The sequence below is a fragment of the Streptomyces virginiae genome, from assembly GCF_041432505.1.
GTDB lineage: Bacteria > Actinomycetota > Actinomycetes > Streptomycetales > Streptomycetaceae > Streptomyces > Streptomyces virginiae_A.
The window spans coordinates 3,529,623-3,554,284 of record NZ_CP107871.1; the positions used below are offsets into that span (position 1 = coordinate 3,529,623).

20 protein-coding genes and 1 other RNA gene are annotated in these 24,662 nt (G+C 73.1%); 2 read left to right on the forward strand and 19 right to left on the reverse strand.

The features are described from left to right. Positions 1 to 80 precede the first annotated feature (80 nt). The 6 genes from OG624_RS16510 to OG624_RS16535 form a co-directional block, all read right to left on the reverse strand. Entirely contained in the window at positions 81 to 2,369 is a 2,289-nt protein-coding gene (locus OG624_RS16510; RefSeq protein ID WP_051763671.1) for a xanthine dehydrogenase family protein molybdopterin-binding subunit, read from the reverse strand. Positions 2,370 to 2,422: 53 nt separating this feature from the next. Continuing rightward, positions 2,423 to 4,471 (reverse strand): (2Fe-2S)-binding protein, encoded by a 2,049-nt coding sequence (locus tag OG624_RS16515; RefSeq protein ID WP_371639540.1) that lies wholly within the window; start codon positions 4,469 to 4,471, stop codon positions 2,423 to 2,425. Beyond that, positions 4,468 to 5,352, reverse strand: a complete 885-nt coding sequence (locus OG624_RS16520) for an FAD binding domain-containing protein (protein ID WP_030724228.1) — start codon at positions 5,350 to 5,352, stop codon at positions 4,468 to 4,470. The genes OG624_RS16515 and OG624_RS16520 overlap by 4 nt, the downstream gene beginning before the upstream one ends. A 319-nt stretch (positions 5,353 to 5,671) precedes the next feature. Continuing rightward, positions 5,672 to 7,309, reverse strand: coding sequence for a beta-N-acetylhexosaminidase (locus OG624_RS16525; RefSeq protein WP_371639541.1), 1,638 nt, complete (start codon positions 7,307 to 7,309; stop codon positions 5,672 to 5,674). Positions 7,310 to 7,480: 171 nt separating this feature from the next. Further along, positions 7,481 to 7,765, reverse strand: a complete 285-nt coding sequence (locus tag OG624_RS16530) for a DUF3039 domain-containing protein (protein ID WP_030010729.1) — start codon at positions 7,763 to 7,765, stop codon at positions 7,481 to 7,483. Between the two features lie 29 nt (positions 7,766 to 7,794). Further along, the gene (locus OG624_RS16535) at positions 7,795 to 8,355 is read right to left on the reverse strand and encodes a YqgE/AlgH family protein (RefSeq protein WP_033224470.1); all 561 of its coding nucleotides are present in this window, start codon (positions 8,353 to 8,355) and stop codon (positions 7,795 to 7,797) included. A 263-nt stretch (positions 8,356 to 8,618) separates the two neighbouring features. Between OG624_RS16535 and murA the strand changes: the two genes are divergently transcribed. Then, positions 8,619 to 9,962, forward strand: a complete 1,344-nt coding sequence (gene murA / locus OG624_RS16540; protein WP_033224469.1) for a UDP-N-acetylglucosamine 1-carboxyvinyltransferase — start codon at positions 8,619 to 8,621, stop codon at positions 9,960 to 9,962. Positions 9,963 to 10,386: 424 nt separating this feature from the next. On the opposite strand, the gene OG624_RS16545 is transcribed toward murA, so the two are convergent. From OG624_RS16545 to OG624_RS16580, 8 genes are all read right to left on the reverse strand, one after another. Continuing rightward, positions 10,387 to 10,668: an HU family DNA-binding protein gene (locus OG624_RS16545; protein WP_007264399.1), complete on the reverse strand. Its 282-nt coding sequence runs from the start codon at positions 10,666 to 10,668 to the stop codon at positions 10,387 to 10,389. Positions 10,669 to 11,008: 340 nt separating this feature from the next. Further along, positions 11,009 to 12,412, reverse strand: coding sequence for an NAD-dependent malic enzyme (locus OG624_RS16550; RefSeq protein WP_033224466.1), 1,404 nt, complete (start codon positions 12,410 to 12,412; stop codon positions 11,009 to 11,011). Between the two features lie 491 nt (positions 12,413 to 12,903). Next, a complete protein-coding gene (locus OG624_RS16555) occupies positions 12,904 to 15,210 on the reverse strand; it encodes a HelD family protein (protein ID WP_033224503.1) in 2,307 nt (768 codons plus the stop codon). Between the two features lie 115 nt (positions 15,211 to 15,325). Then, the gene (locus tag OG624_RS16560) at positions 15,326 to 15,886 is read right to left on the reverse strand and encodes a CGNR zinc finger domain-containing protein (protein ID WP_371639542.1); all 561 of its coding nucleotides are present in this window, start codon (positions 15,884 to 15,886) and stop codon (positions 15,326 to 15,328) included. Positions 15,887 to 16,166: 280 nt separating this feature from the next. Further along, the gene (locus tag OG624_RS16565; RefSeq protein WP_161289795.1) at positions 16,167 to 16,718 is read right to left on the reverse strand and encodes a GNAT family N-acetyltransferase; all 552 of its coding nucleotides are present in this window, start codon (positions 16,716 to 16,718) and stop codon (positions 16,167 to 16,169) included. 9 nt (positions 16,719 to 16,727) lie between these two features. Next, complete coding sequence (locus OG624_RS16570) at positions 16,728 to 17,903, reverse strand: uroporphyrinogen-III synthase (RefSeq protein WP_051763666.1); 1,176 nt, start codon at positions 17,901 to 17,903, stop codon at positions 16,728 to 16,730. A gap of 95 nt (positions 17,904 to 17,998) precedes the next feature. After that, on the reverse strand, positions 17,999 to 19,369 hold the full coding sequence (locus OG624_RS16575) for a nitrate/nitrite transporter (protein WP_033224459.1): 1,371 nt from the start codon (positions 19,367 to 19,369) through the stop codon (positions 17,999 to 18,001). A 96-nt stretch (positions 19,370 to 19,465) separates the two neighbouring features. Continuing rightward, positions 19,466 to 20,428, reverse strand: a complete 963-nt coding sequence (locus tag OG624_RS16580; RefSeq protein WP_371639543.1) for a LysR family transcriptional regulator — start codon at positions 20,426 to 20,428, stop codon at positions 19,466 to 19,468. Positions 20,429 to 20,525: 97 nt separating this feature from the next. On the opposite strand from OG624_RS16580, the gene OG624_RS16585 reads away from it, so the two are divergent. After that, positions 20,526 to 21,755 carry an MFS transporter gene (locus OG624_RS16585; protein ID WP_033224500.1) on the forward strand — a complete coding sequence of 410 codons (1,230 nt, stop codon included), beginning with the start codon at positions 20,526 to 20,528 and terminating at the stop codon, positions 21,753 to 21,755. Here the strand turns inward: OG624_RS16585 and OG624_RS16590 are convergent. From OG624_RS16590 to OG624_RS16610, 5 genes are all read right to left on the reverse strand, one after another. Further along, positions 21,739 to 22,002: a hypothetical protein gene (locus OG624_RS16590; RefSeq protein ID WP_371587854.1), complete on the reverse strand. Its 264-nt coding sequence runs from the start codon at positions 22,000 to 22,002 to the stop codon at positions 21,739 to 21,741. The genes OG624_RS16585 and OG624_RS16590 overlap by 17 nt on opposite strands. Beyond that, on the reverse strand, positions 21,999 to 22,346 hold the full coding sequence (locus tag OG624_RS16595) for a hypothetical protein (RefSeq protein ID WP_033224455.1): 348 nt from the start codon (positions 22,344 to 22,346) through the stop codon (positions 21,999 to 22,001). The genes OG624_RS16590 and OG624_RS16595 overlap by 4 nt, the downstream gene beginning before the upstream one ends. 134 nt (positions 22,347 to 22,480) lie before the next feature. Continuing rightward, positions 22,481 to 22,869: a transfer-messenger RNA gene (gene ssrA / locus OG624_RS16600) on the reverse strand. Positions 22,870 to 22,951: 82 nt separating this feature from the next. Then, positions 22,952 to 23,437: an SsrA-binding protein SmpB gene (gene smpB, locus OG624_RS16605; RefSeq protein WP_033224453.1), complete on the reverse strand. Its 486-nt coding sequence runs from the start codon at positions 23,435 to 23,437 to the stop codon at positions 22,952 to 22,954. Positions 23,438 to 23,455: 18 nt separating this feature from the next. Beyond that, positions 23,456 to 24,646: a S41 family peptidase gene (locus tag OG624_RS16610; protein WP_371639544.1), complete on the reverse strand. Its 1,191-nt coding sequence runs from the start codon at positions 24,644 to 24,646 to the stop codon at positions 23,456 to 23,458. Between the last annotated feature and the right edge of the window lie 16 nt (positions 24,647 to 24,662).

Consider the following 24,662-nt stretch of genomic DNA (forward strand, 5'->3'; position numbering starts at 1 on the left):
GTACACCGGTACCGATCACTCTAGCGACCGGTACCGACAGGCCCAAGTCCGGGGTTGCACGTGCAATGCGGGTCACACGGTCATGAGTTGGGCGTACCGACCGCCGCGGACGGCCTGATCGGCAGGCGGTTGACCGGGCGGCCCGTGGCCGCGCGGACCGCCGAGGCCACCGCCGCCGGGGTCGTCACCACGGGGATCGCGCTCGCCGCCTTCGCGCCGAACGGGGCCACCACGTCGCGTTCTTCGATCAGTTTGACGATGCGGACCGCCGGGGCGTCCAGTGCCGTCGGAAGGGCGTAGCCCGTCAGGTCCGGGTGGCGGATGAGGCCGGAGACCGAGCGGAGGTTCTCCGTCAGGGCCGCGCCCACGCCCTGCGTGACGCCCGCCTCGATCCTGGCCTCCAGCTGACGGGGGTTCAGGATGCGGCCCACGTCCTGGGCCACCGCGAGTTCCACGACCCGGACCGAGCCCAGTTCGATGTCCACGTCCACCACCGCGCGGATCGCGCAGAAGGCGAGGCCCACGAAGGCGTCGCCCTGGCCGTCCGCGTCCAGGGGTTCCGTGGGGTGGGGGCGGCACTGGGCCGTCGCCCAGAGTTCCTTGCCCGCCATGGCCTCCATGACCGACATCGAGAACGCGCCGTCGTACGACGTGATCCGGCCGTCCTGGATCTGCAGGAGTTCCGTCGACATGCCCAGCTTGTGGGCCATCGGCTGGAGGAGCTGGGTGCGGACCATCTTCGCCGCCCGCTCCACCGCGCCGCCCGACACCCAGGTGTGGCGGCCGTGTGCCGACGGGCCGGCCGGCGGCTGGTCGGTGTCCACCGGGGCCATGGTGACCTCGTCGACGCCCAGGACCTCCTGGACGATCTGGCGGGCCAGCGTGGCGAAGCCCTGGCCGGTGTCGACGGCCGCGCAGATGACCGTGGCCGCGCCGCCCACCACCTTCACGGTGGCGGTGGAGACCTCGTCGGTCCCCTCGGCGCCGAGCATGTGGACCATGCCGACGCCGTAGCCGACGCCGCGCCGTACCGCGCCCGGCTCGCCCGCGCCCTCCGGGCCTCCGGGCAGCAGCCACTCGTCCTCGGGGGCGTCCTTGGGCAGGGCGGGCAGTTCGAAGTCGCGGACCGCGCGCAGCAGTTCCGCCACCGGGGCCGGGCAGGTGACAGTCTGGCCCGTCGGGAGGAGGTCTCCCGTGGCCAGGACGTTGCGCATGCGCAGTTCCGCGCCGTCGATGCCGAGGGCGGCCGCGAGCTTGTCCATCTGGCCCTCGTACGCGGCGCACACCTGCATGGCGCCCTCGCCGCGGACGTGGCCCGACGGCGGGTTGTTGGTGCGTACCGCCCAGCCCTCGACGAAGGCGTGCGGGACGACGTACGGGCCGCAGGCGAAGGCGACCGCCGCCGCCAGGGACTCGGAGGAGGCGTCGGCGTACGCGCCCGCGTCCATCAGGATCTGTGCCTCGACCTTGACCAGCCGGCCCTCCGCGTCCGCGTGGTGGCGGTAGCGCAGCAGCGTCGGATGGCGGTGGGTGTGGCCGAGGAAGGACTCCTCGCGGGTGGCGGCCAGCTTCACCGGGCAGCCCGTGCGCAGCGCGAGCAGGCCGAGCGGGAGCTGGAAGGCGGCGTCCTCGCGGTCGGCCGTCGCACCGGGCACGCCGGTGACGACGACGCGTACGCGGTCCGGGTCCAGTCCGAAACAGGCGGCGGCCAGGTCGCGGTCGCTGTGCGGGTCGGTGGACGCGGTGTAGAGCTCCACACCGCCGTCGGGGCGCGGTACGGCCAGTCCGGCCTCGGCGCCGATGGGCGCGGGGTCCTGGCGGCCGATCCGGTACAGGCCTTCGACGACGACCTCGCCGGTGGCCTCCGGGTCGCCGTAGCGCAGCGGGATGTGCCGGATCAGGTTGCCGTCGGGGTGCAGGGCGGGGGCGCCGAAGGACTGCTCGGGGTCGGTGACCGGGTCGAGGAGCTCGTACTCGACGGCGATCGCGGCGGCCGCGAGCCGGGCGGTGTCCGGGTGGTCGGCGGCGACGGCGGCGATGGCCTCGCCGTGGTGGCGTACGACGTCGTGCGCGAAGACCGGCCGGTCGGCGATGCGGCGGCCGTGGGTGGTGGCGCCGGGCACGTCGGCGTGGGTGACGACGGCGCGGACGCCGGGCATCGCGGCGGCGGCCGTGGTGTCGATGGACAGGATCCGGGCGTGGGCGTGCGGGGAGCGGAGCACGGCGGCCCACAGGAGGCCCTCGGCCCACAGGTCGGCGGCGTAGGGGAAGGTGCCCTCGGTCTTGGCGCGGGTGTCCGCGGCCGGGACGGAGGCTCCGATGCCGCGCGGGACCTGTGGTTCGGTGGCCTCGGGGCCGGGGGCCGCCATGGCCGTCACCGTGGGGTTGACCGTTGTCGTCGCCGTCGCCGCGTCCTGCCCGCTCACGCCGTGCCTCCGTGGTGGATGCCGCCCTCGCCGGGCGCTGCCTGCTGCGGGATACGCGGCTCCGACGCGCCCGAGCCGGAGCCCGGGGCCGCCGGCTCGGCGGCCGCCGCCTCGCGCTCGGCGACGACCTCGCGGACGGCGTCGACGACCCCCGCGTAGCCGGAGCAACGGCAGAGGTTGCCGCACAGGGCCTGACGGGTCTCCAGCTCGCTGGGGGCGTGGTTGCCCTCCAGCAGGTCGTGGATGGTCATGGCCATGCCGGGGATGCAGAACCCGCACTGCACCCCGCCCGACCTGCACAACGCCTGCTGGACGTCCGAGAGTTCCCCGTCCGTCGCGAGACCCTCGACGGTGCGGACCTCGCTGCCGGCGGCCGTCGCGGCCGGTACCAGGCAGGAGGCGACGAGTCGGCCGTCGACCTGCACGGCGCAGGCTCCGCATTCGCCCTGCGAGCAGCCGTCCTTGGCGCCCGCGAGGCCGAGCCGCTCGCGCAGCACGTACAGCAGGGATTCGCCGATCCAGGCGCCGGTGACGGGCCGGTCGGCGCCGTTGACGCGCAGGACGTAGGAGGCCGACGGGTGCTCGTGATGGGCGACGGCCTCGGCGGTCGCTTCCTCCTCGTACGTCGCCACCTCGGCCGGGATGCCTCGGCCGATCCCCTCGTCCAGGGGTGCGCCCTCGCTGTCGGCGGTGTCCTCGGTCGGCGTGCGGTCGGCCGGGGGCTCCTGCGCGGCCGGCACGTCCCCGTGGCCGGGGTCGGACTCCGCGACGGGCTCCGCCTCGTGCGCGGCCTCCTGGGCGGCTTCCTGCGCGGCCTGCGGCCCGGGCTCCGGCGCGTGGCCGAAGGCGGTGAAGCCGTGGCCGTCGGTGCCGCCGGGCTGCGCGGGCTCGGCGGCCGGCGCCGGGGCGCGCACGCTGCCGAAGAGATCCAGCTCGGGGGGAGCCACCGGCTGCGGCTCCGGGTCGGCGGCAGCGGCCGGCACGGCGTACCCGGCCTGCTCCGCGTACCCGGCGTACTCCCCCAGGACCGTGTGCCCGGTGTGCCCGGTGTGCCCGCCGTACTCACCCTGGGCCGCATGATCCGCGTGGTCCGCGGCCCTGGCGCCCTCGGCCTGCTCGGCCGCCGGGCCGTGCGCGGCCTCGATGTCGTGCGGGGCCGGGTGCACCGGCTCGCCCTCGGGCAGCGGGGTACCCACGCCGGGTCCGCCCAGCACCCGCGGTCCGCGGCCGGCAGCGCCCACTCCGGGCCCGCCGAGCAGCCGCCCGGCGGTGTGCGCGGTCGCGGCGGCGGCTGCGGCCGAGGCGGCCGCGGCCTCGTCCGTACCGGGCAGCACACCGGCAGCGGCGCCTGCACCTGCACCGGCGCCGGTGTCCGCGTTCGGGTCCCCGGCCGGCTGCTGCGTCAGGTACGCCCACGGCGCCGGGGCGCCGCCCGGCAGGGTCGCCGGGGCCTGGCTCCAGTCGGCGTCCAGCGCGCCCGGCCGGTACTCGTTCTGCTGCTCGGAGAATTCGTCGTACTCGGGCACGGCCCACTGGCCGGTCGCCGGGCCGGCCTGCTCGGGCTCGTGGGCCGCCTCCGCGAAGCGCCACTCGGCCGTCGCGCTCGAATCGGTCGCCGGCTGCTCCGGCTCCGCCTCGGCGAACGCCGCCGCGACCGACGCCGGGATCGGGATCGACGCCGGGATCGGCCCGCCCACGGACCCGGGGCCCTGTCCCGCTCCGCCGGCGCCCGCACCCGGAGCACCCGCCGGATCGGTCTGCGCCGATCCGCCGGCTTCCGGCCACTGCACCGGGATCGTCCACGTCCCCGTGGCCGCCGGATCCGTACTGGCCGAGCCGAGCGGCACGATCATCGGCGGCGGCACGTAGCCGTGCCCGGGCGCCGCGAGGGGCTCCCCGGTGCCGAGCGCGTCCAGCATGTCCTGCGGCAGTTTCACGAAGGCCGTGGCGTCCGAGTCGTACTCGCCGCCCTGCGGAACCGGTTCCCAACCCCAGCCCGCCGTGCCGTTCCCCTGGGTCACGTTCTCGTTCTCGTTCTCGCTCATGAGGTCAGCGCCCTCCCGAGGGCCCTGCGCGCCAGCACGGCCACCGTCCGCCGCAGATGCAGTACTCCGGGAGCCACCGGCTCGCCCTGGTCCGGCACACACGCGGCCGCGACGTACTCGCCGAAGGCCTCCAGCGCCTCGGGGGCCAAGGTCCGCCCGCCGTCCCAGTCGATCAGCGAGGCCACCCACTGCTCGGCCTCCAGCGGCCGCAGCGGCATCGGGGCGACCGCGCCGATGGCGCAGCGCACGCCCCGGCGCGCCGGGTCCAGGACGAGGCCCACGGACGCCACGGCACGCCCCGGCCCCGTTCGGCCGGTGGCCTTCAGGAACACCTGCGGGGCGTGCAGCAGCGGCACCCGCACGAAGCCGATCAGCTCGCCGGGCCGCAGCATCTCCCGCCCGGCCAGCAGGTACGACACCGGGATCTCCCGTTGCCCGCCCGGGCCGACGATGACGAGGACGGCCTCCAGCGCGGCCAGCACGGGCAGTGCGTCACCCGTGGGCGCGGCGGTGGCGATGTTGCCGCCGAGGGTGCCCGCGTTGCGGATCTGCGGGGGGCCGGCGGCCCGGGCCGCGGCCGCCAGGGCGGGGATCAGAGCGGCGAAATCCGGCCGTCCCATCCGTGCGTGCGTGAGGCCTGCGCCGAGCAGCGCGTGGCCGTCCTGGTACTGCCAGCCGCGGATCTCGTTGATCCGACCCAGGCCCACCAGCGCGGCGGGCCGCAGCAGCCCCGCGTTGACGGCGGCCATCAGGTCGGTGCCGCCGGCGACCGGCACGGCGGCGGGCATGGCGGTGAGCGCCGCCACGGCCTCGTCGAGCGAGGCCGGCAGCGTCACGGACTGCGCCGCCTGCGGGCCGTGCGGCCCCTGAGGTGAATCCAGTGCGTGCGGTGCGTGCGTGGTCAACCCAGCTGCCCCTTCCCGATGTCCCGGTTCCGGCGCTCACGCCTGTTCCGCCGTACGGTACGTGCTCACCGCCGGGACGTGGCAACTCTGGCACATCCTCCGACCCTCCCGGCGCGAGGGTCGGCCCGCCGCGTCCGTCCCCGGGCGAGGTGTCCCGTACGGGCCGTACGGCCCTGTCGCAGCGCCTTCGGTGACCCTCCTCCCTGATTGCCCGATTTTCCCTGTATCGGGGTAAATTGAGGCAGAGTTCCGCTCCCGTTCCCTTTCGGTTCGGGTCGGCGTCGTCACCCGGGTGTCACACGTTCGGGGGCGCTCCTTCGATCGGGCGTCCCAGTACTCCGGGCCTCCGCTGCCGCGGCAACGGGCCGCCCGGTGGCCGGTGATCGACCCCTTGCGCGGCCAACCGCGGGTAGTGCGCGGCCATCCGCTCCTCGAACGCCGCGAAGTCGCGTTCCCGGGGCTCGGGCTGCTGCGACCACACCACCTCGGCGAAGGCCACCAGCCGTGGGAACACCTGGTAGTCGACGCGGTCCTGGTTCTCCATCACCTCGGTCCACACGTTGGCCTGCGCGCCCAGCACCCGCGCGGCGGCCTCCGGCGACAGCTTCGGGGGCACCGGGTCGAAGCGGTAGACGTCCTCCAGCGAGCGCACGTACCCGATGGGCATCGGCTCGTCGGCGCCGCCGGCCTGCCGGTGGTCCAGGTAGACCTGCTGTTCGGGGCACATGACCACGTCGTGCCCGGCCTCGGCGGCGGCGATCCCGCCCGCGTAGCCGCGCCACGAGGAGACGGCGGCGCCGGTCGCGAGCCCGCCCTCCAGGATCTCGTCCCAGCCGATCAACCGGCGCCCGCGCGCGCCGAGCCAGCCGTCGAAGTGCCGGATGAACCAGGCCTGCAGCCCGTCCTCGCCGTCCACGCCCAGCTCACGGATCCGCTCCTGGGCGACCGCGGAGGCCTTCCACTGGGCCTTGGGGCATTCGTCCCCGCCCACGTGCACGAAGGGTGAGACCTCCGCCGGGAACAGCTCCAGCAGCTCCTCGAAGACGCCCTCGTAGAACCGCAGCACGGCCTCGGTGGGCGCGAGCACGTTCTCGGTGATCCCCCAGTCGTCCCACACCCCGAGCGCCGTGGTGTCGACGACGTCGGTGTTGCCGAGCTCCGGGTACGCGGCGATCGCGGCCTGCGAATGCCCCGGCAGGTCGATCTCCGGGACCACCCGGACGTGCCGTTCGGCGGCGTAGGCGACGATCTCGCGGATGTCGTCCTGGGTGTAGTACCCGCCGTGCGGGGTCTCGTTCCACAGCGGCGAGGCCCGGTGCCCCCACCGGCTGCGCGGGCGCCACCCGCCGACCTCGGTCAGGCGCGGGTGGCGCTTGATCTCGATCCGCCAGCCCTGGTCGTCGGTCAGGTGCAGGTGCAGCACGTTGAGCTTGTGGGCGGCGAGCAGGTCGATGTAGCGCAGCACGCCGTCCTTGGGCATGAAGTGGCGGGCCACGTCCAGCATCATCCCGCGCCAGCCGAACCGCGGGCCGTCCACGACGTGGGCGTACGGCAGGCTCCACGTACGGCCGGGCAGCGGCGCCTTGCGGTACGCGTCGGGCCCGAGCAGCTGACGCAGCGTCTGGGCGGCCCAGAACAGCCCGGCCGCGCTCGCGCCCCGCAGCTGCGCCCCGTCCGGGCCGATGTCGATGCGGTACGCCTCCGGCCCCAGGTCTCCCGCGACGTCCGGGTCGACGCGCAGCCGCAGCGCGGCGGCGGCGCCGGCCGCGACGGGGGGCAGCTCCCAGCCGGTGGCCGCACCCAGTTCCCGCCGCAGCCAGCGCGCGACCGTCCCGGTGCCCGGACCGGCGTCGAGGAGCGGCTCGGGCCCGAACGCGAAGCGGCGCCCGCCCTCGTCGAGACGTGCGACCCGGGGTGCGGGGATCAGGTCCATGCGTCAGCCCTTCACGACTGCGTGCGCGGATTGCGTCCTGCGCAACGCTCGTTCCGCAGGGCGCTCGTCGCGCCGACCCTAACGCTCCGTGCGGGCACGGCAAAGACCCCCGGACGCGCTGTGGCGCACCGGGGGTCTCGGTCCTGCGAAGAAGGAGGGCCGGGGGTCGGACTACTTGTCCTTGCCGCCCTTGTCCTTGTCCCCACCGGGGCCCATGGACTCGTAGATCTCCTTGCACATGGGGCAGACCGGGTACTTCTTCGGGTCCCGGCCCGGTACCCAGACCTTGCCGCAGAGCGCGACGACGGGGGTCCCGTCGAGCGCGCTCGCCATGATCTTGTCCTTCTGGACGTAGTGGGCGAAGCGCTCGTGGTCGCCGTCACCGTGCGACACCTGCGGCGTCGGCTCTACGAGGGTCCCCGTGCCAGTCCCGCGCTCGGGCTCAAGAGTGCTCATGGAACCCAGGGTACTTAACCCCGCGCCAGTCAGTTGAGCGACGGGTCGTCCGGATAGGTGGCGACCATCGCGAGGTCGCTGCGCTGGCGGCGCAGCACCGCCCGCCAGAGCCGCTCCGGATCCGGGAAGGACACGTCCCCGGGCTCCGACTCCACCACGTACCAGGCGCCCTCGCCGAGCTCCGTCTCCAGCTGGCCCGGGCCCCAGCCGGAGTAACCGGCGAAGATCCGCAGGCCGCCCAGGGCCGCGGCCAGCAGCTCCGGCGGCATCTCCAGATCGACCAACCCGATGGCCCCGTGCACCCGGCGCCAGCCGAGCGGCCCCTCCTCGCCCGGGATCACCGCGAGCCCCAGGGCCGAGTCCATGGCCACCGGCCCGCCCTGGAAGACCACGCCGGGGGAGCCGGCCAGGGGCGCCCAGGGCAGCAGGACGTCGCCGACGCCGACGGGGGTCGGCCTGTTCAGGACCACACCGAGGGAGCCCTGCTCGTCGTGGTCGAGCAGCAGCACGACCGCGCGGTCGAAATTCGGGTCCGCGAGGGCGGGGGTGGCCACGAGCAGCCGCCCTGTGAGGGAGGACACCTCGGTCATGCCGCCATGATCCCGCACATCGGCCGATTCCGGGGAGCGGGCGGGAAGATCGGATCGATCGCAGCTCAGGGCGCACGGCAGCAGCGAGGAGCGCGCACGGACGGCGTAGGCGGAACGCAACACTCCGCCATGTGGTGGATACGGAGGGTGTTGTGCCGAATTCATGACAGTCCTACGGCCACGTCGGCCTTACGAACAAGGGGGTGGTGGCCCTTACCCTTTTCCCTGGCCCCCTGCCCATCCCTCTCCGGAACGCGAGATTCATGACCGGCATCAGTGACGATGTACTGCTTGTCCACGGCGGTACCCCGCTCGAGGGCGAGATCCGTGTCCGTGGTGCGAAGAACCTCGTGCCCAAGGCCATGGTCGCCGCTCTGCTCGGCAGCGGACCCAGCCGGCTGCGCAACGTTCCCGACATCCGTGACGTGCGCGTCGTCCGCGGGCTGCTCCAGCTGCACGGGGTGACGGTCCGTCCCGGCGAGGAGCCGGGCGAGCTCGTCCTCGACCCCACCCATGTCGAGAGCGCGAACGTCGCCGACATCGACGCCCACGCGGGTTCCTCGCGCATCCCGATCCTGTTCTGCGGCCCCCTGCTGCACCGGCTCGGCCACGCCTTCATCCCGGGCCTGGGCGGCTGCGACATCGGCGGTCGGCCGATCGACTTCCACTTCGACGTGCTCCGCCAGTTCGGCGCGACCATCGAGAAGCGCGAGGGCGGCCAGTACCTGGAAGCCCCGCAGCGCCTGCGCGGCTGCAAGATCCGCCTCCCCTACCCGTCGGTCGGCTCGACCGAGCAGGTGCTGCTGACGGCCGTGCTGGCCGAGGGCGTCACCGAGCTCAGCAACGCCGCGGTGGAGCCGGAGATCGAGGACCTCATCTGCGTCCTGCAGAAGATGGGCGCGATCATCTCCGTCGACACCGACCGGACCATCCGGATCACGGGCGTCGACAGCCTCGGCGGTTACAACCACAAGGCCCTCCCGGACCGTCTGGAGGCCGCGTCCTGGGCTTCCGCGGCGCTCGCCACCGGCGGCAACATCTACGTGCGCGGCGCCCAGCAGCGCTCGATGATGACCTTCCTGAACACCTTCCGCCGGGTCGGCGGGGCGTTCGAGATCGACGACGACGGCATCCGCTTCTGGCACCCGGGCGGCCCGCTCAAGGCCATCGCGCTGGAGACGGACGTCCACCCCGGCTTCCAGACCGACTGGCAGCAGCCGCTGGTCGTGGCCCTGACGCAGGCCTCCGGCCTGTCGATCGTCCACGAGACGGTCTACGAGTCGCGGCTCGGCTTCACCTCGGCGCTCAACCAGATGGGTGCTCACATCCAGCTGTACCGCGAGTGCCTGGGCGGCAGCGCCTGCCGCTTCGGCCAGCGCAACTTCCTGCACTCGGCGGTCGTCTCCGGCCCCACCAAGCTGCAGGGCGCCGACCTGGTCATCCCCGACCTGCGCGGCGGGTTCTCGTACCTGATCGCGGCCCTGGCCGCCGAGGGCACCTCACGGGTCCACGGCATCGACCTGATCAACCGCGGCTACGAGAACTTCATGGAGAAGCTCGTGGAACTCGGCGCGAAGGTCGAGCTCCCGGGCGGCGAGCTCGTCTGACGGTCCCCCGCGCGCACCTCGCGTACGGCAGAGCCCCCCGGCCCCGCACAGGGCCCGGGGGGCTTTTCCGTACGCCTCGCCCGCCTCGCGCGCGCACGCCTCACGCGCACGCCTCACGCATGCCTCGGGTACGCCCCGCGCGTGCCTCGGCGCCCGCGCGGGGCCCGTACGCGCCGCACAACGGCCCCCGGGGACATGCCGGCGGCATACGTGGGCCCCGCCAGGCCCCTGACGGGCCCTCACAGGGCCTGCCAGGCCCGCCGGGCCACCCGGGGCGGCCCTCCGCCCCTCAGGGCCCTCCGGCCCGCGTCGAGCCCCGGACAGACCGAAGGGCGGCCACCCCGCCCGGGGGTGACCGCCCATCGTCGTTCTGCGTACTACTGCCGTTCCAAAGGCCTGTGCGGCCCTCGGCGCCGGGGCAGGACTACTTGCCCTTGGCGGCTTCCTTGAGCTTGGAGCCCGCGGAGACCTTCACGCTGTAGCCGGCCGGGATCTGGATGGGGTCGCCGGTCTGCGGGTTGCGCGCGGTGCGAGCGGCACGGTGGGTGCGCTCGAAGGTCAGGAAGCCGGGGATGGTGACCTTCTCGTCGCCCTTGGCGACAATCTCGCCGACGGTCTCGGCGAGCGCGGCCAGAACGGCGTCGGCGTCCTTGCGGGTCACCTCGGCGCGCTCGGACAGAGCGGCCACCAGCTCACTGCGGTTCATGTTGTACTCCCGTGTTCAACTTGCCTTAGAGGCGTGAGATCGAAGCCGATGCTGCCAGGGCCCTAGGACAGTCCCCGGACCCGGGTCTGAACGTCAGACCCTCTCGCCCGGTTACGCATCCTGCCCCCACCAGCGGCGGGAAAGCCAATCCGGCACCCGTCGGGGTCACACGAAAAGCGCCACAGTCACGCCGCGGTGACGCTCCGTCCACGCCCTCGCACACACGCCGCTGCGGATCGCGGACCTCGCGGGCATCCCCGCAACCCTAGAGGCGGCCCGTCGGGCCCGCATCTCGCGACGCGCCGGGATCGGAGCCCCGTGAGGGCCGTCACAGCGGGGCTCAGGCCCCCGAGGCCGCCTTGCGGACGGCACCCGCGACCGCGCCGGCGACCTTGTCGTTGAACACCGACGGGATGATGTAGTTCGCGTTCAGCTCGTCCTCGCCCACGACGTCCGCCAGCGCGCTCGCGGCGGCCAGCATCATCTCCGTGTTCACGGTGCGGGACTGAGCGTCCAGCAGGCCGCGGAAGACACCCGGGAAGACCAGCACGTTGTTGATCTGGTTCGGGAAGTCGGAGCGGCCAGTGGCCACCACGGCGGCCGTCTGACGGGCCACGGCCGGGTCCACCTCGGGGTCCGGGTTCGCGAGCGCGAACACGATCGCGCCTTCCGCCATGGCCGCGACGTCCTCGCCGGACAGCACGTTGGGGGCCGAGACACCGATGAACACGTCGGCGCCGACCACGGCTTCCTTCAGCGTGCCCGTGTAGCCCTCGGGGTTGGTGTTGTCGGCGATCCAGCGCAGCGGGGAGTCCGCGGCCGCGTCGACGAGGTCGGGGCGGCCCGCGTGCACCACACCGTGGATGTCGGCGCTCACCGCGTTCTTGACGCCCGCAGCGAGGAGCAGCTTGAGGATGGCCGTACCGGCCGCGCCGGCGCCCGACATGACGACCTTGACGTCGCCAACTGCCTTGCCCACCACGCGCAGTGCGTTGGTGAGGGCGGCGAGCACGACGATCGCGGTGCCGTGCTGGTCGTCGTGGAAGACGGGGATGTCGAGGGCCTCGCGCAGGCGGGCCTCGATCTCGAAGCAGCGCGGCGCGGAGATGTCCTCCAGGTTGATGCCCGCGAAGCCGGGGGCGATGGCCTTGACGGCGGCCACGATCTCGTCGGGGTCCTGGGTGTCCAGGCAGATCGGCCAGGCGTCGATGTCGGCGAAGCGCTTGAACAGGGCCGCCTTGCCCTCCATGACCGGCATGGCGGCCATCGGGCCGATGTTGCCGAGGCCCAGCACGGCGGAGCCGTCCGTCACGACTGCGACGGTGTTGCGCTTGATGGTGAGGCGGCGCGCGTCCTCGGGGTTCTCGGCGATCGCCATGCACACGCGGGCCACGCCCGGGGTGTAGATCATGGAGAGGTCGTCACGGTTGCGGATGGGGTGCTTGGACGCCATCTCGATCTTGCCGCCGAGGTGCATCAGGAAGGTGCGGTCGGAGACCTTGCCGAGGCTGACGCCCTCGATGCCGCGCAGCTTCTCGACGATCTCGTCCGCGTGCGCGGTGGAGGTCGCGGCGATGGTGACGTCGATCCGGAGCTTCTCGTGGCCGGATGCGGTCACGTCGAGGCCGGTGACCGATCCGCCGGAGGACTCCACGGCGGTGGTGAGCTGGGAGACCGCGGTTCCGCTCGCGGGCACTTCCAGACGGACCGTCATCGAATACGAGACGCTGGGCGCCGTTGCCATGGCCGTGTTCCTCTTCTGTCCCTGGTTCGCTGTAACACACAGAGCCCCGCTGCACAGCAGGTGCGGCAGGACCTGTTGTCCGATCGTCCCACCTACCAGCCAGTACAAGGTAACCAGCTACAAAATTCGGAAAGACTCTTCCACCATACGAGATACCTCGGGCGCGCGGAATGGTGGGGTCATACGAAACAGGTCCGCGCCCCCCACAGGTGGGGGACGCGGACCTGTTGATTCCTACGTTGAAGACACCGACCCGCCATGCTCGCCTCGCGGCAAGTGGTCGCTCTGAGCGACGAAGGTTGGGCCCGGGGGCTTGGATCGAGTCGGTGCCGTACCCAGGCTAACAAAGGATCGCCGAAAGTGATCCCCCCACTCGTGCCCGTATCCGAGCACCACGCTCCTGGCCGCGGACCATCCGGCCGTACGAGGCCCCGAGCGGGCCGGGACCCCGGCGATGAACCGCCACCGCCGGGCCGATCCACCGCCGGCCCCTAAGGCAGGAGCAGCTCCGGCACCCCGTCCGCGTCGGGCTTGTCCCGGTCGGCCGAGACCACCGTCAGCTGCTGCGTCGCACGCGTCAGCGCCACGTACAGCACCCGCAGGCCCGCCGGGGACTCGTCCGCGATCTCCGCCGGGGAGACCACCACCGTGGCGTCGTACTCCAGGCCCTTGGCCTCCAGGCTGCCCAGCGCCACCGCCCGCTCGCCGAGGTCCGCGAGCCAGCCCGCGGCCTCCGCCCGCCGGTCCATCGCCACGACCACGCCGACGGTGCCGTCCACCTGCTCCAACAGCCGCCGGGTCTCCTCCCGGACCGCCGTGCCGAGATCACCCGCGGCGGCCGTGAAGCGGGGCTCCAGGCCCGTGGAACGCACCGCCGACGGCGGCTCCATGCCGGGCATCGCCAGGCGCAGCACGCGGGAGGCCACCTCGGCGACCTCGGCCGGGTTGCGGTAGTTGACCGTCAGGGTGAACCGCCGGCGCGGGCGTGACCCGAGGGCCTCGTCCCGGGCGGCGGCCGCCTCCTCCGGGTCCGTCCAGGAGGACTGCGCCGGGTCGCCGACGACCGTCCACGTGCCGTGCCGGCCCCGGCGGCCCACCATCCGCCACTGCATCGGCGTCAGGTCCTGGGCCTCGTCCACGATGACGTGCGCGTACTCGGTGCGCTCCGCCGCGAGCCGCTCGGCCCGCTCCCACTGCGTCTCCTCGCGGGTCGGCATCAGCTCCTCCAACCCGCTCAGCTGGTCGAGCGGATCCATCTCGCGCCGACGCTTGGGCCGCGCCGGGGCACCCAGCAGCAGCTGGAGCTCGTCCAGCAGCGCCACGTCGTGCACCGACAGGGGGCCCTTGCCGTCCGGGCCCACCCGGCGCAGCGAGCGGGCCAGCTGGCGGCTCTCGCGCGGGTTGAGGTCCCGACGCGACCACCGGCCGAGGTGCCGCTCGTCGGCGAGCGCGGCGAGCACCACGCGCGGGGTCAGCTCGGGCCACCAGGCGTCGAGGAAGCCGATGAAGGCGTCCTCGGTGGAGATGTCCTCGTCGAAGGCGGAGCGCAGTTCGGCCGCCAGCTCCGGGTCGCTGTGCCGGCCGGCGCCGCCGGACTTCGCGTAGAGGGCGTCGAGCAGCAGCTTGCGGGCGCGCGGACGCAGCAGGTTGACCGGGGCGGTGCCGCTGAGCACGTTCTGCCGGATCCGGTTCAGCTCGTCGGCCTCCAGCTCCTGGCGGCGGCCGAAGGCCACCACGCGCAGCCGGTCGGGGGCGCCGCCGAGTTCGAGTGCGCCCCGTACGGCCTTGCGGAGCACCTTGAGCATCCGGGAGGAGCCCTTGATACGGGCCACGGCCGGGGAGTCGTAGGTGGTGGCCTCCGCGCCGTCGACGAGCGAGCCCAGCGCCCGGATGGCCACCTGGCCCTCCTCGCCGAGCGAGGGCAGCACGCCCTCGGTGTACGCGACGAGCAGCGGGGTCGGCGAGACGATCAGGATGCCGCCGGAGTAGCGGCGCCGGTCCTGGTAGAGCAGGTAGGCGGCGCGGTGCAGGGCGACGGCGGTCTTGCCGGTGCCGGGGCCGCCCGCGACCTCGGCCACCGAGGCGGCGGGGGCCCGGATGACCAGGTCCTGCTCGGCCTGGATGGAGGACACGATGTCGCGCATCGAGTGCGTGCGGGCCCGCCCGAGGGCGGCCATCAGGGCGCCGTCGCCGATGGCGGGGAGCTCCCCGCCGTCCAGGAAGGCGGTGACCTCGGGGCGCATCAGGTCGTCCTCGACGCCCAGCACCTTGCGGCCCTTGGAACGGATGACGCGACGGCGCACGACCCGGCCCGGCTCCTTGGGCGTGGAGCGGTAGAACGGCGCGGCGGCCGGCGCCCGCCAGTCGATGACCAGCGGCGCGTAGTCGGAGTCCAGGACTCCGATGCGGCCGATGTGCAGCGTCTCGGCGATGTCGGCGGTGAGGTCCTCGCGGATCGCGTCGTCGGCGGGCTCGACGGAGGTGTACGCGCCGTCCGCGCCGCGCTCCCCGTCCTTGCCGAGCACCAGGTCGATGCGGCCGAAGAGGAAGTCCTCGAACTCGTTGTTCAACCGGTTGAGGTGGATACCGGCGCGGAAGACCTGGGCATCGCGCTCGGCGAGCGCGCCCGGCGTACCCACCTGGCCGCGCTTGGCGGCGTCGTTCATCAGGAACTCGGCCTCGTGGATCTTCTCCTCAAGGCGTCGGTACACCTGGTCGAGATGCGTCTGCTCGACCCCGATCTCCCGATCGCGGACGGAATCCGCCGTGCTGTCGACAGCGGCATTCTGCGCGGCCACCAAGGCCCCCTTCTGACGTGCATGGGCGACCGTCAAAGGTACGCGAATCGGCCCCCTGTCCGCACGCCCGTTCCGGAACCGGTCTCGCAGGGTGGTACGCCTCGTACCAGGACCCTCACCCGGATCCGGCCGCCAGGGCCCGGCGGCGGTGCCGGGCCACGCGCTCCCGGTTCCCGCAGCGCTCGCTGGAGCACCACCGGCGCCGGTGGCCGCGGGAGGTGTCCAGGTAGACGCGGGTGCAGCCGTCGCCGGCGCAGGCCCGCAGCAGGGCCCGGTCGCCGGGGTCGGTCAGCAGCTCGACGGCGTCCCGGGCGACGGCCGCGAGCAGCGCGCCGCACTCCACGCCGCCGCACAACTCCCGTACGAGGTGGCCTTCCTGGTCCCGTACGGCGCACAGCCCCGGGGGTGGTCCGGCGGCCAGCACGTTGACCCGGGCGAGGGCGTTCTCGTCCGGGTCGGTGCCGAGCAGTTCCGCCCGTACGAGCGTCTCCACGTCGGCGCGCAGGGACCGGAAGGCCTCGGCCCAGTCGGGCCCCACCCGGGCCAGTGGCGTCCGATCGGGGACCAGACCGGCGCCGGCGAGCCACACCCGCAGCTCGTCACCGTCCGGGATCCCCTCGTGCGGGGTGAAGGTGGCCACCAGGTCCAGACAGACCCGCCCGGTATCGAACCGCATGCCGTCAGCCTCCCGTCGTGGGGGTGCCGTACCAGACTGCCGCCCGGCGGGTCACAGCGGAAGCCCCCGAACGGTGGGGCCACCCTCCCGCCCGCGCGGAGCGGCCATGGGCCGGCCCCTTTCAGCCTCGCCGGCGTTTGAGCAGGGGGCACCTCCCAGCGGTAGCTGGGGGAGGGTCCGGGCAGAGCCCGGTGCCCGGCGGAGCCGGGTTTCCTGGGGCTCCGCCCCAGACCCCGCGCCTCGAACGCCGGCGAGGCCGGATACGGCGGCAGCGGAACGGTCAGCCGGTCGGAGGGTGGTCGTGGAGGAGGCGTTGGAAGAGGCGGTGGTCGCGCCAGGCGCCGGCGATGTGCAGGAAGCGCGGCGCGAGGCCGTACTCCTCGAAGCCCGCCTTCGCCAGCACCCGCTGCGAGGCCAGGTTGTCGACCAGCGTGCCCGCCTCCACCCGGTGCAGGCCCAGCTCGTCGCGGGCGACCCGACAGACCTCCGCCACGGCCGCGGTGGCCACCCCCTTGCCGTGCCAGGCCCGGTCGACCCAGTACCCGACACCTCCGCTGCACAGCGGCCCGTACGCGATCGAGCCGAGGTTGATCGCGCCGACGGGCGTGCCCGTGGCCGTCTCGACGCACACGTACGGGACGATCCGCCCCGCGTCCCGCTCGGCGAGCACGCCTTCGAGCCGTTCCCGCTGGCCGGCCTCCGTGTAGAAGGCGTCCGGCCGGACCGGCTCGAAGGGGGCCATGAAGGCCCGGTTCCGCGCGAACGTCTCTGCCAGTCCCGCCGCGTCGCCGAGCGCGACGCCCCTCATCTCGACCCCGTCGGCAATGATCATCCCGGCACGCTAGCCGAGGACCCCCCGGGCCGTCACCACGTCGGCCGGAAGCTCCCCGTACTTGGCCTCGCCACCCGCGTCGAGCGACAGCCGGTACCCCCGCTTGACCACCGTCTGGATCAGGTTCGGGACCCCCAGGGCCACCCGCAGGCGGGCCATCGCCGTCTCCACGGCGTGCTCGTCCCGCCCCGCGCCCGGCAGCGCCCGCAGCAGGTCCGCGCGGGACACCACCCAGCCCGGCCGCCGGGCCAGCGCCCGCAGCAGGGCCATTCCGGCGGGCGGTACGGGCCGCAGCAGGGCGTCCACCAGGACCGCGTGCCCCCGGATCTCCACCCGGTGCCCGGCCACCGGCAGCACCCGGGCCCGGCCGGGCAGCTCCTTGCAGAGCAACTGCACCAGCGGGCCCAGCCGGAACCGCTCCGGCTGCACCGTGTCCACCCCGTGGGCCTGCAGCGGCAGCGCGGTCACCGGCCCGACGCACGCGGACAGCAGCCTGCCGCGCAGCGCGTCCAGTACGGCCTCCCGCAGCCCCCGTTCCTCGGCCCGGGACAGCAGCGAGGCCGCCGCCGGCGCCGAGGTGAAGCTGACGGCGTCCACCCCGCCGCCGACGATCGCGTCGAGCAGCCGGTCCAGCGGGGCGAGGTCCTCCGGCGCCATCCACCGGTACACCGGGACCACCACCACCTCGGCCCCGCCGGCCCGCAGGGCCTCGACGAAGCCGGGGAGCGGCTCCCCGTGCAGCTGGAGCGCGATCCGTCGGCCGGACACCCCGGCCGTCAGCAGCCGCTGAAGTACCTCCGCGAGCGATTCGGAGTCCGGGGACCAGGTCTCCGTGAGTCCGGCGGCCCGGATGGCGCCCTTCACCTTCGGCCCGCGCGCCAGCAGTTCGGCGGCGCGCAGCCGCTCCAGCAGTTCCTCACCGACGCCCCACCCGTCGGCAGCCTCGATCCACCCCCGGAAGCCGATGGCGGTGGTGGCCACGACCACGTCCGGGGCGCAGTCGATCAGTTCCTTCGTCGCGGCCAGCAGTTCGCTGTCGTCGGCGAGCGGCACGATCCGCAGCGCCGGCGCGTGCAGCACCTGCGCCCCGCGCCGGCGCAGCAGCGCGATGAGCTCGTCCGCGCGGCGGGCGGCCGTGACCCCTACGGTGAAGCCCGCGAGCGGGCCGGTGTTCGTGTCGTCCATCGTGACCTGCCTAGTGACGCATGTGGGGGCGGTACGGGTGGACCGAGCTTGTCAACACGTCGTGTCGGACTCGGTTCACCCGTATTTCGCCCCGGTTACACCGACGTGAGCTGGGGTTTCGTCTCGACCCCGACCGTGTGGATCACGGGGGCCGCGGGGCGGCGAAGGTATACCGCCCAGGTCACGGCGCAGCACAGGGCGTAGAAGCCGAGGAAGGTGACGAAGGCCGCCGTTCCGGAGCCGGAGGTGCGGAAGGCCTCCCGGAAGACCAGGTTGATGCCGAGTCCGCCGAGCGCGCCGACCGCCCCGATCAGTCCCATCGAGGCGCCGGAGAGCCGCCGTCCGTACGCGGCCGCGCTCTCGCCGCTCATGCCGCGCGCCAGTGCCTTCGCCTGGAAGATGCCCGGGATCATCTTGTACGTCGATCCGTTGCCGAGCCCGCTCAGGACGAACAGGGCCACGAAGCCGACGAGGAAGACCGGGAGCGAGGACCGGTGGGAGGCGAACACCACCACACCGGTGGCGGCGGCCATCGCCACGAACGTCCCCAGGGTGATCCGCGCCCCGCCGAACCGGTCCGCGAGCGCCCCGCCCACCGGCCGGATCAGCGATCCGAGCAGCGGTCCCATGAAGGTCAGCGAGGCGGCCTGGAGCGGGGTGCGGCCGAACTGGGTCTGCAGCACGAGGCCGAAGGCGAAGCTGTAGCCGATGAAGGACCCGAACGTGCCGATGTAGAGGAACGCCATGATCCAGGTGTGCGCGTCCCCCAGCGCCTCGCGGACCGCGCCGGTGTCGTTGCGCACGGGCGCCAGGTTGTCCATCCGTACGGCCGCCAGGACCGCCGCGGTCACGATCAGCGGGAGGTAGGCGGCCAGCAGGTAGCGGGGGTGCGTGGCTCCGGCGGTGGCGATGACGAGCAGCCCGGCGAGCTGCACGACGGGCACGCCGATGTTGCCGCCGCCGGCGTTCAGGCCGAGCGCCCAGCCCTTCTTGCGGAGCGGGAAGAAGGCGTTGATGTTGGTCATGGAGGAGGCGAAGTTGCCGCCGCCGACGCCGGTGAGGGCGGCGACGACGAGGAAGGTGCCGTAGGAGGTGCCGGGCTCCATCACCACGATCGCGGCGACCGTGGGCGCGAGGAGCAGCAGCGCGCTGAAGACGGTCCAGTTCCGGCCGCCGAAGCGGGCGACGGCGAAGGTGTAGGGCACCCGGACGATCGCGCCCACCAGGGTGGCGGTGGCGATCAGGAAGAACTTCCCGGCCGGGTCGATGCCGTAGGCCGGTCCCATGAAGAGGACCATCACGGACCACAGCGACCAGATGGAGAAGCCGATGTGCTCGGAGAAGACGGAGTAGATGAGGTTGCGGCGGGCGGTCCGCTCCCCGGTCTCCTTCCAGAAGGTCTCGTCCTCGGGGTCCCACCGCTCGATCCAGCGGCCCCCCTTGCGCGGTGCGGTCGTACCGGTCATCACACGCCTCCACAGCTCTCGCGTCCGTGGAACGACCGTAGGAACGGCGCGTTTCGGCCCCGGTCCCCGCCGGATGACCGCCGGGAAACCTTGCTCTCACCCGCCGCCGGGGGCGCCTGTGAGCGCGGCCGGGCGCCAGCTCGCCGGGGGCACGTCCAGCCAGCCGCGGGCGGCACCGAGGTCGGCCACGGCCCGGTGCAGGGCTTCGAGTCCGGGGTGGCTGAAACCCTTCCGCCACACCATGGACAGCGGGGACAGCGGTACGGGGTCGACCAGCGGCCGTTTCACGGACCCGGGCATGTCGACGAAGTCGACGGTCACCAGCACCGGATTGCCGGTCTTGGCCATGACCCGGCCGAACTCGTCCTTGCCGATGGCCACCGGCGCGGGCGGCGCCATCAGGATCCCCCGCCCGGCGAACAGTTCGCGCGCGAGTCCGGTCCACTCCAACGTCCGCGGGTTCCCGGCGCCCGCGTACACGGTCTCCCCGGCCAGCGCGTCCAGCGGTACGGTCGCCAGCCCGGCCAGCGGGTGCCCCTCGGGCAGCAGCACGGCGAGCGGCTCGTAGCGCACGGGCCGGTGCGCGATGCGCGAGCGCCGTGCCGGGTCCAGTCCGTCGGCGTAGCCGAAGGAGACGTCGAGACGTCCGGCGGCGACCTCGGCGGCGGCGTGGGTCAGTCCGCTCTCCCAGCGGGCCATCAGCTCACAGTCCGGGGCCAGCTCGCGGGCCCGCTCCAGCACGGTGCGCGCGGTGCTCGGCCCGTCGGTGTTCAGGTCGACGAGGAGCGGCCGGGGCGCGGCGAAGGCGGCGGCGACCGCCTCGTGCGCGGCCAGCACCCGCCGGGCGAGCGGCAGCAGTCGTTCCCCGTCGGGGGTGGGTTCGACGGCGCGGGTCGTACGGACGAACAGCGTGGTGCCGAGGGCCTCTTCGAGCCGCCGTACGTCCCGGCTCAGCGCCTGTTGGGCGACGTACAGCCGGGCGGCGGCCCGGGTGAAGTGCAACTCCTCGGCCACGGCGACGAACCCGCGCAGCAGCCGGGGGTCCACATCACGGGGCATCACCCCCGGAGACTAACAACAGATCGGCGTGAATGGCCTCCGAACAGGTGTTGGACGGTGCACCCGGTCCCGGCCGAGGGTGGTGGTCATGCCCCTCATGACCGTCACCGGCACCACCCTCGTCCTCGCCGCCCCGCCCGCCCCGGTCGCCCCCGGCCGCACTCCCCCGCGCCCGCCGGGCCCCTACCGGCGCCTGTTCGCGCTGCCGGGCACGCGCGGGTTCACCGCCGGGAACCTCCTCGCCCGCCTCCCCATGGGCATGTTCGGGGTCAGCGCGGTCATGATGATCGCCGGCCAGCGCGGCTCGTACGCCCTCGCAGGCGCGGTCACGGCGACCGGCCTGGCGGCCACCGCGCTGGTCGCGCCGTGGACCGCCCGGCTGGTCGACCGCCACGGACAGGCCCGGATCGCCGTCCCGGCCACCCTGATCGCGGTCCTCGGCTCGCTCTCCCTGGTGGTGTGCGTCCGTACCGGCGCCCCCGCCTGGACCCTCTTCGCCTCGTACGCGGCGACCGCCACCACCCCCAACATCGGCGGCATGTCCCGCGCCCGCTGGACGCACCTGCTGCGGGACTCCCCGGGCGCGCACCACACCGCGATGTCCTTCGAGCAGGCCGCCGACGAGCTGTGCTACATGCTCGGCCCGGTCCTGGCGGCCTTCCTCTGCTCGATGGTGTTCCCCGAGGCCGGCACCCTCACCGCGGCAGCCCTGCTGCTGACGGGAATGCTGGTCTTCACCTCCTGCCGCGCCACCCAGCCCCCGGTGTCGGCGGGTCCCCGGCATGGCTCGCCGCTGCGCGCCCTGGCCCCGCTGCTGCCCCTCTTCCTCGCCACGGGCGTGGTCTTCGGCTCGATGGAGATCGCCTCGATCGCCCACCTCGACGCCCTGGGACTGGGCGCGGCCTCGGGCCCGGTGCTGGCCCTGCAGGCGGCGGGCTCCTGCGCGGCCGGCCTGCTCTACGGCACCCGGCGCCCGCGCGGCCTGCGCACCTGCCTGATCGCCATGGCCGCGGCGATGACCCTGCCCTGGCTCGCGGCGAGCACGGGCGCGCTCTTCCCGCTGGCCTGCGCGCTGCTGCTGGCGGGCATGGCCACGGCCCCGACGATGGTGACGGCGATGTCCCGGATCCACGCGCTCACCCCGAAGGGCCGCCTCAACGAGGGCATGACCCTGGCGGTCACCGCCATCCTCGCGGGCATCTCCCTGGGCGCGGCCACGGGCGGCACCCTGGTCGACCACCTGGGCCCGACGACGGCCTACGCCCTCCCGGCCGCTGCGGCCGTCCTCGCACTCGCATCCGTCCGGGCCGTCACTCGTACCAGGTGATGCCGCAGATGTAGACGCACTCGTGCCGGGGGACGGCCAGGAAGTTGATGAACCCGCGCCCGCCGAGGATGTCGAATTCGCGGAGACCTCCGGTTCTTCCGGTGGGACGGCCGACGGCCTCGGCATCCCGGCCGAGCGCCGCCAATTCGGTGGCGATCCGCTCGACCTCCGCGACCACCCCGGGCGGCAGACCGCCGGTGATGTGCGCCGAATCGTCGGTGTTGTAGTCCCATGTCCAGTGGCTCACAGGCCGGTCTCGGCCTCTGCCTTGTCGAGGATCTGCTGGATCTCGGCCAATGCCGGCCCGGGATCCTCGGCCCCTTCCTGCACCAGCCGTTCCAGAGCGTGGAGACGTGCGGCCCGCCGGGGGTGGCGTTCGATCTCGACGAATACGGCCCATGAGTGGATGAAGGCTCGCAGTGGGGCGAGCGACTGTGCCTGCTGCGCGCTCGTCGTGGCCTCGAAGAGGTGCTGCGTCAACCCGGGGACACGGCTGGGCGCGATCTTCGCGACGGCCTCGCGTAGGGCGGCGGGCGTGAGTTCCGGCATGGGGATCAGCGGCCCGCCCTCGTCGGAGATCGGCGTACTCACATGTCCTCCTCGCTGGAACTCCGCTCCGGAGTGGGCTTCTCACCGTACCGCCACCGAGAGCACAGCGCGGACTCTTCCCCGCATGACAAAGGCCCCGCAGCCGAGAGGCCGCGGGGCCTGTGCCCACATGGGATGAGTGGAGATGGCGGGAATCGAACCCGCGTCCAACGGTGCAGAAGCAGGGCTTCTCCGAGCGCAGTCCGCTGCGCTTTTCTCAGCCCCGGAGATCACACGGACAAGTCTCCGACGGGCTCAGTCACTGTTTGATTTCCCTCCAACCCCCGTGACCGGGGCTAGAGGTTTAGATCCCTAATTGACGCCAGGATCCGGACCGGGACCACTTCCGGGCTGACGCTCCTCACAGAGGCTTCAGCTCACTGTTATTAGGCAGCGAGGGTGAAGCGGGAGTTATCGCTCTTGGAGTTGGCGATTATTGTTTGCGACATATGGTTAGCGAGATCATTGCCGCTTCCTCGGCTCGCTTCCCCTGCATCGACATCCGCTGTCGAAACCGATCATCCCCATGTTTTTTTAACAAGCTGCTCCACCCCGGGGGGCGGTGCTGACGCCATGGTACGCGAAGTGGACCACCACGTGCCAGGTGATTAAACCGTGCCGCGCTGCTTGCGACGGATCGCCGAGATCGTCCGGTTCGTCTCGCGGGTGTCCTGCTTCTCCCGCATGGTCTGCCGCTTGTCGTACTCCTTCTTGCCCTTGGCCAGCGCGATCTCGACCTTCGCCCGACCGTCCTTGAAGTACAGCGACAGCGGCACGATCGTGTGACCCGCCTCGTCGGCCTTGCGCTCCAGCTTGTCGATCTCCTCCCGGTGCATGAGGAGCTTGCGCTTGCGCCGGGCGCTGTGGTTGGTCCAGGTGCCCTGGCTGTACTCCGGCACGTGCACGTTGTAGAGCCAGGCCTCCCCGCTCTCCACCGACACGAAGCCGTCCACCAGCGAGGCCCGGCCCTGGCGCATGGACTTCACCTCGGTACCCGTGAGCACGAGACCGCACTCGTAGGTGTCGATGATCGCGTAGTCGTGGCGCGCCTTCTTGTTCTGGGCGATCAGCTTGCGCCCTTTTTCCTTAGCCATAGTGCGGTCATTTTCGCACTACGGACCCACCCCGAGGCCACCCAATACTGTGACCGCCCGTTCCTCGACCCGCTCGCCCGCCGGCACGTCCGGGGTGATGCCACCGCCGTCCAGGCTGCGGCCCGCCGGCGTGCGGTACGTGCCCACCGTCAGTTCGGCCACCGAACCGTCCGGGAGTTCGGTCGGCATCTGCACCGAGCCCTTGCCGAAGGTCCGGCTGCCCACGGCCACCGCCCGGCCCCGGTCCTGCAGGGCGCCCGCCACCAGTTCCGCCGCGCTCATCGTGCCGCCGTCGACCAGGGCCACCAGCGGCCGGCTGGTGTCCCCGCCCTCCGCCGCGTACAGGACGCGCTGGTCGCCCCGTACGTCGTAGGTGGCCACGAGCCCGCCGTCCAGGAAGGCGGAGGCGGTGGTGACCGCTTCGGTGACCAGCCCGCCCGGGTTGCCCCGCAGATCGAGGACGACCCCCTCGCCGGGCGGGGCCGCCTTGACGGCCGCCTTGACGCGGTCGCCGGAACCGCGGGTGAAGGAGGCCACCTTGATGACCGTGACCCCGTCCGGGCGCTGCCGTACGGTCACCGGCTCGGTCTTCAGCTGCTCGCGGCGCACGGTCTCGGTGAGGTCGGCGCCGTCCCGGCTCAGGTTCAGCACGACGGGGGTGCCAGCGTCGCCCCGCAGCAGGGCGACCACGTCGGGCACGGCCAGGCCCGTCACGGCGTGCCCGTCGACGCTCAGCAGCCGGTCCCCGGCCCGCAGTCCGGCCCGGGCGGCGGGGCTGCCGGGTTGGACCTTGTCGACCTTGATCATGCCGTCGGGGGCCCGTCCGGCCCACACGCCGACGCCGGTCCAGTGGCCGTCGAGGTCCTCGGCGAAGGCGGCGTACTCGCCCTGGTCGTAGACGGTGCCCCAGCGGTCACCGCTGCGGCTGACGACCTCCTGGGCCGCCTTCTTCCCGGACTTCCCCTCGGCGACGGCCTCGGCGACGGCGCGGGCGACCGCTTCCCGGTCGGCGGTGCCCGTCTCGCGCGGGCCCTCGGCCGTAGGGGCGCCCGCCGGGACCGCGGCGACCGCGGCGCGCTCCTCGCGGTCCCAGCAGCCGGTGTACGCACCGGTGCCGACGGCGGCGAGGAAGGCCATCGTCAGAACGGCCCCGCGACGTAGGTCGCGGGGCCGCAGACAGAAGGCGGGAATACTCGGCAAGCCCAGCATGGCGCCGAGTCTAGGA

Excerpts from the sequence above, each read along its gene's own strand:
- OG624_RS16510 (WP_051763671.1), bottom strand. The coding sequence starts at position 2,369 with ATGGCGGCCCCCGGCCCCGAGGCCACCGAACCACAGGTCCCGCGCGGC.
- OG624_RS16515 (WP_371639540.1), bottom strand. The coding sequence starts at position 4,471 with ATGAGCGAGAACGAGAACGAGAACGTGACCCAGGGGAACGGCACGGCG.
- OG624_RS16525 (WP_371639541.1), bottom strand. The coding sequence starts at position 7,309 with ATGGACCTGATCCCCGCACCCCGGGTCGCACGTCTCGACGAGGGCGGG.
- OG624_RS16530 (WP_030010729.1), bottom strand. The coding sequence starts at position 7,765 with ATGAGCACTCTTGAGCCCGAGCGCGGGACTGGCACGGGGACCCTCGTA.
- OG624_RS16535 (WP_033224470.1), bottom strand. The coding sequence starts at position 8,355 with ATGACCGAGGTGTCCTCCCTCACAGGGCGGCTGCTCGTGGCCACCCCC.
- murA (WP_033224469.1), top strand. The coding sequence starts at position 8,619 with ATGACCGGCATCAGTGACGATGTACTGCTTGTCCACGGCGGTACCCCG.
- OG624_RS16545 (WP_007264399.1), bottom strand. The coding sequence starts at position 10,668 with ATGAACCGCAGTGAGCTGGTGGCCGCTCTGTCCGAGCGCGCCGAGGTG.
- OG624_RS16550 (WP_033224466.1), bottom strand. The coding sequence starts at position 12,412 with ATGGCAACGGCGCCCAGCGTCTCGTATTCGATGACGGTCCGTCTGGAA.
- OG624_RS16560 (WP_371639542.1), bottom strand. The coding sequence starts at position 15,886 with ATGCGGTTCGATACCGGGCGGGTCTGTCTGGACCTGGTGGCCACCTTC.
- OG624_RS16565 (WP_161289795.1), bottom strand. The coding sequence starts at position 16,718 with ATGATCATTGCCGACGGGGTCGAGATGAGGGGCGTCGCGCTCGGCGAC.
- OG624_RS16570 (WP_051763666.1), bottom strand. The coding sequence starts at position 17,903 with ATGGACGACACGAACACCGGCCCGCTCGCGGGCTTCACCGTAGGGGTC.
- OG624_RS16575 (WP_033224459.1), bottom strand. The coding sequence starts at position 19,369 with ATGACCGGTACGACCGCACCGCGCAAGGGGGGCCGCTGGATCGAGCGG.
- OG624_RS16580 (WP_371639543.1), bottom strand. The coding sequence starts at position 20,428 with ATGCCCCGTGATGTGGACCCCCGGCTGCTGCGCGGGTTCGTCGCCGTG.
- OG624_RS16585 (WP_033224500.1), top strand. The coding sequence starts at position 20,526 with ATGACCGTCACCGGCACCACCCTCGTCCTCGCCGCCCCGCCCGCCCCG.
- smpB (WP_033224453.1), bottom strand. The coding sequence starts at position 23,437 with ATGGCTAAGGAAAAAGGGCGCAAGCTGATCGCCCAGAACAAGAAGGCG.
- OG624_RS16610 (WP_371639544.1), bottom strand. The coding sequence starts at position 24,646 with ATGCTGGGCTTGCCGAGTATTCCCGCCTTCTGTCTGCGGCCCCGCGAC.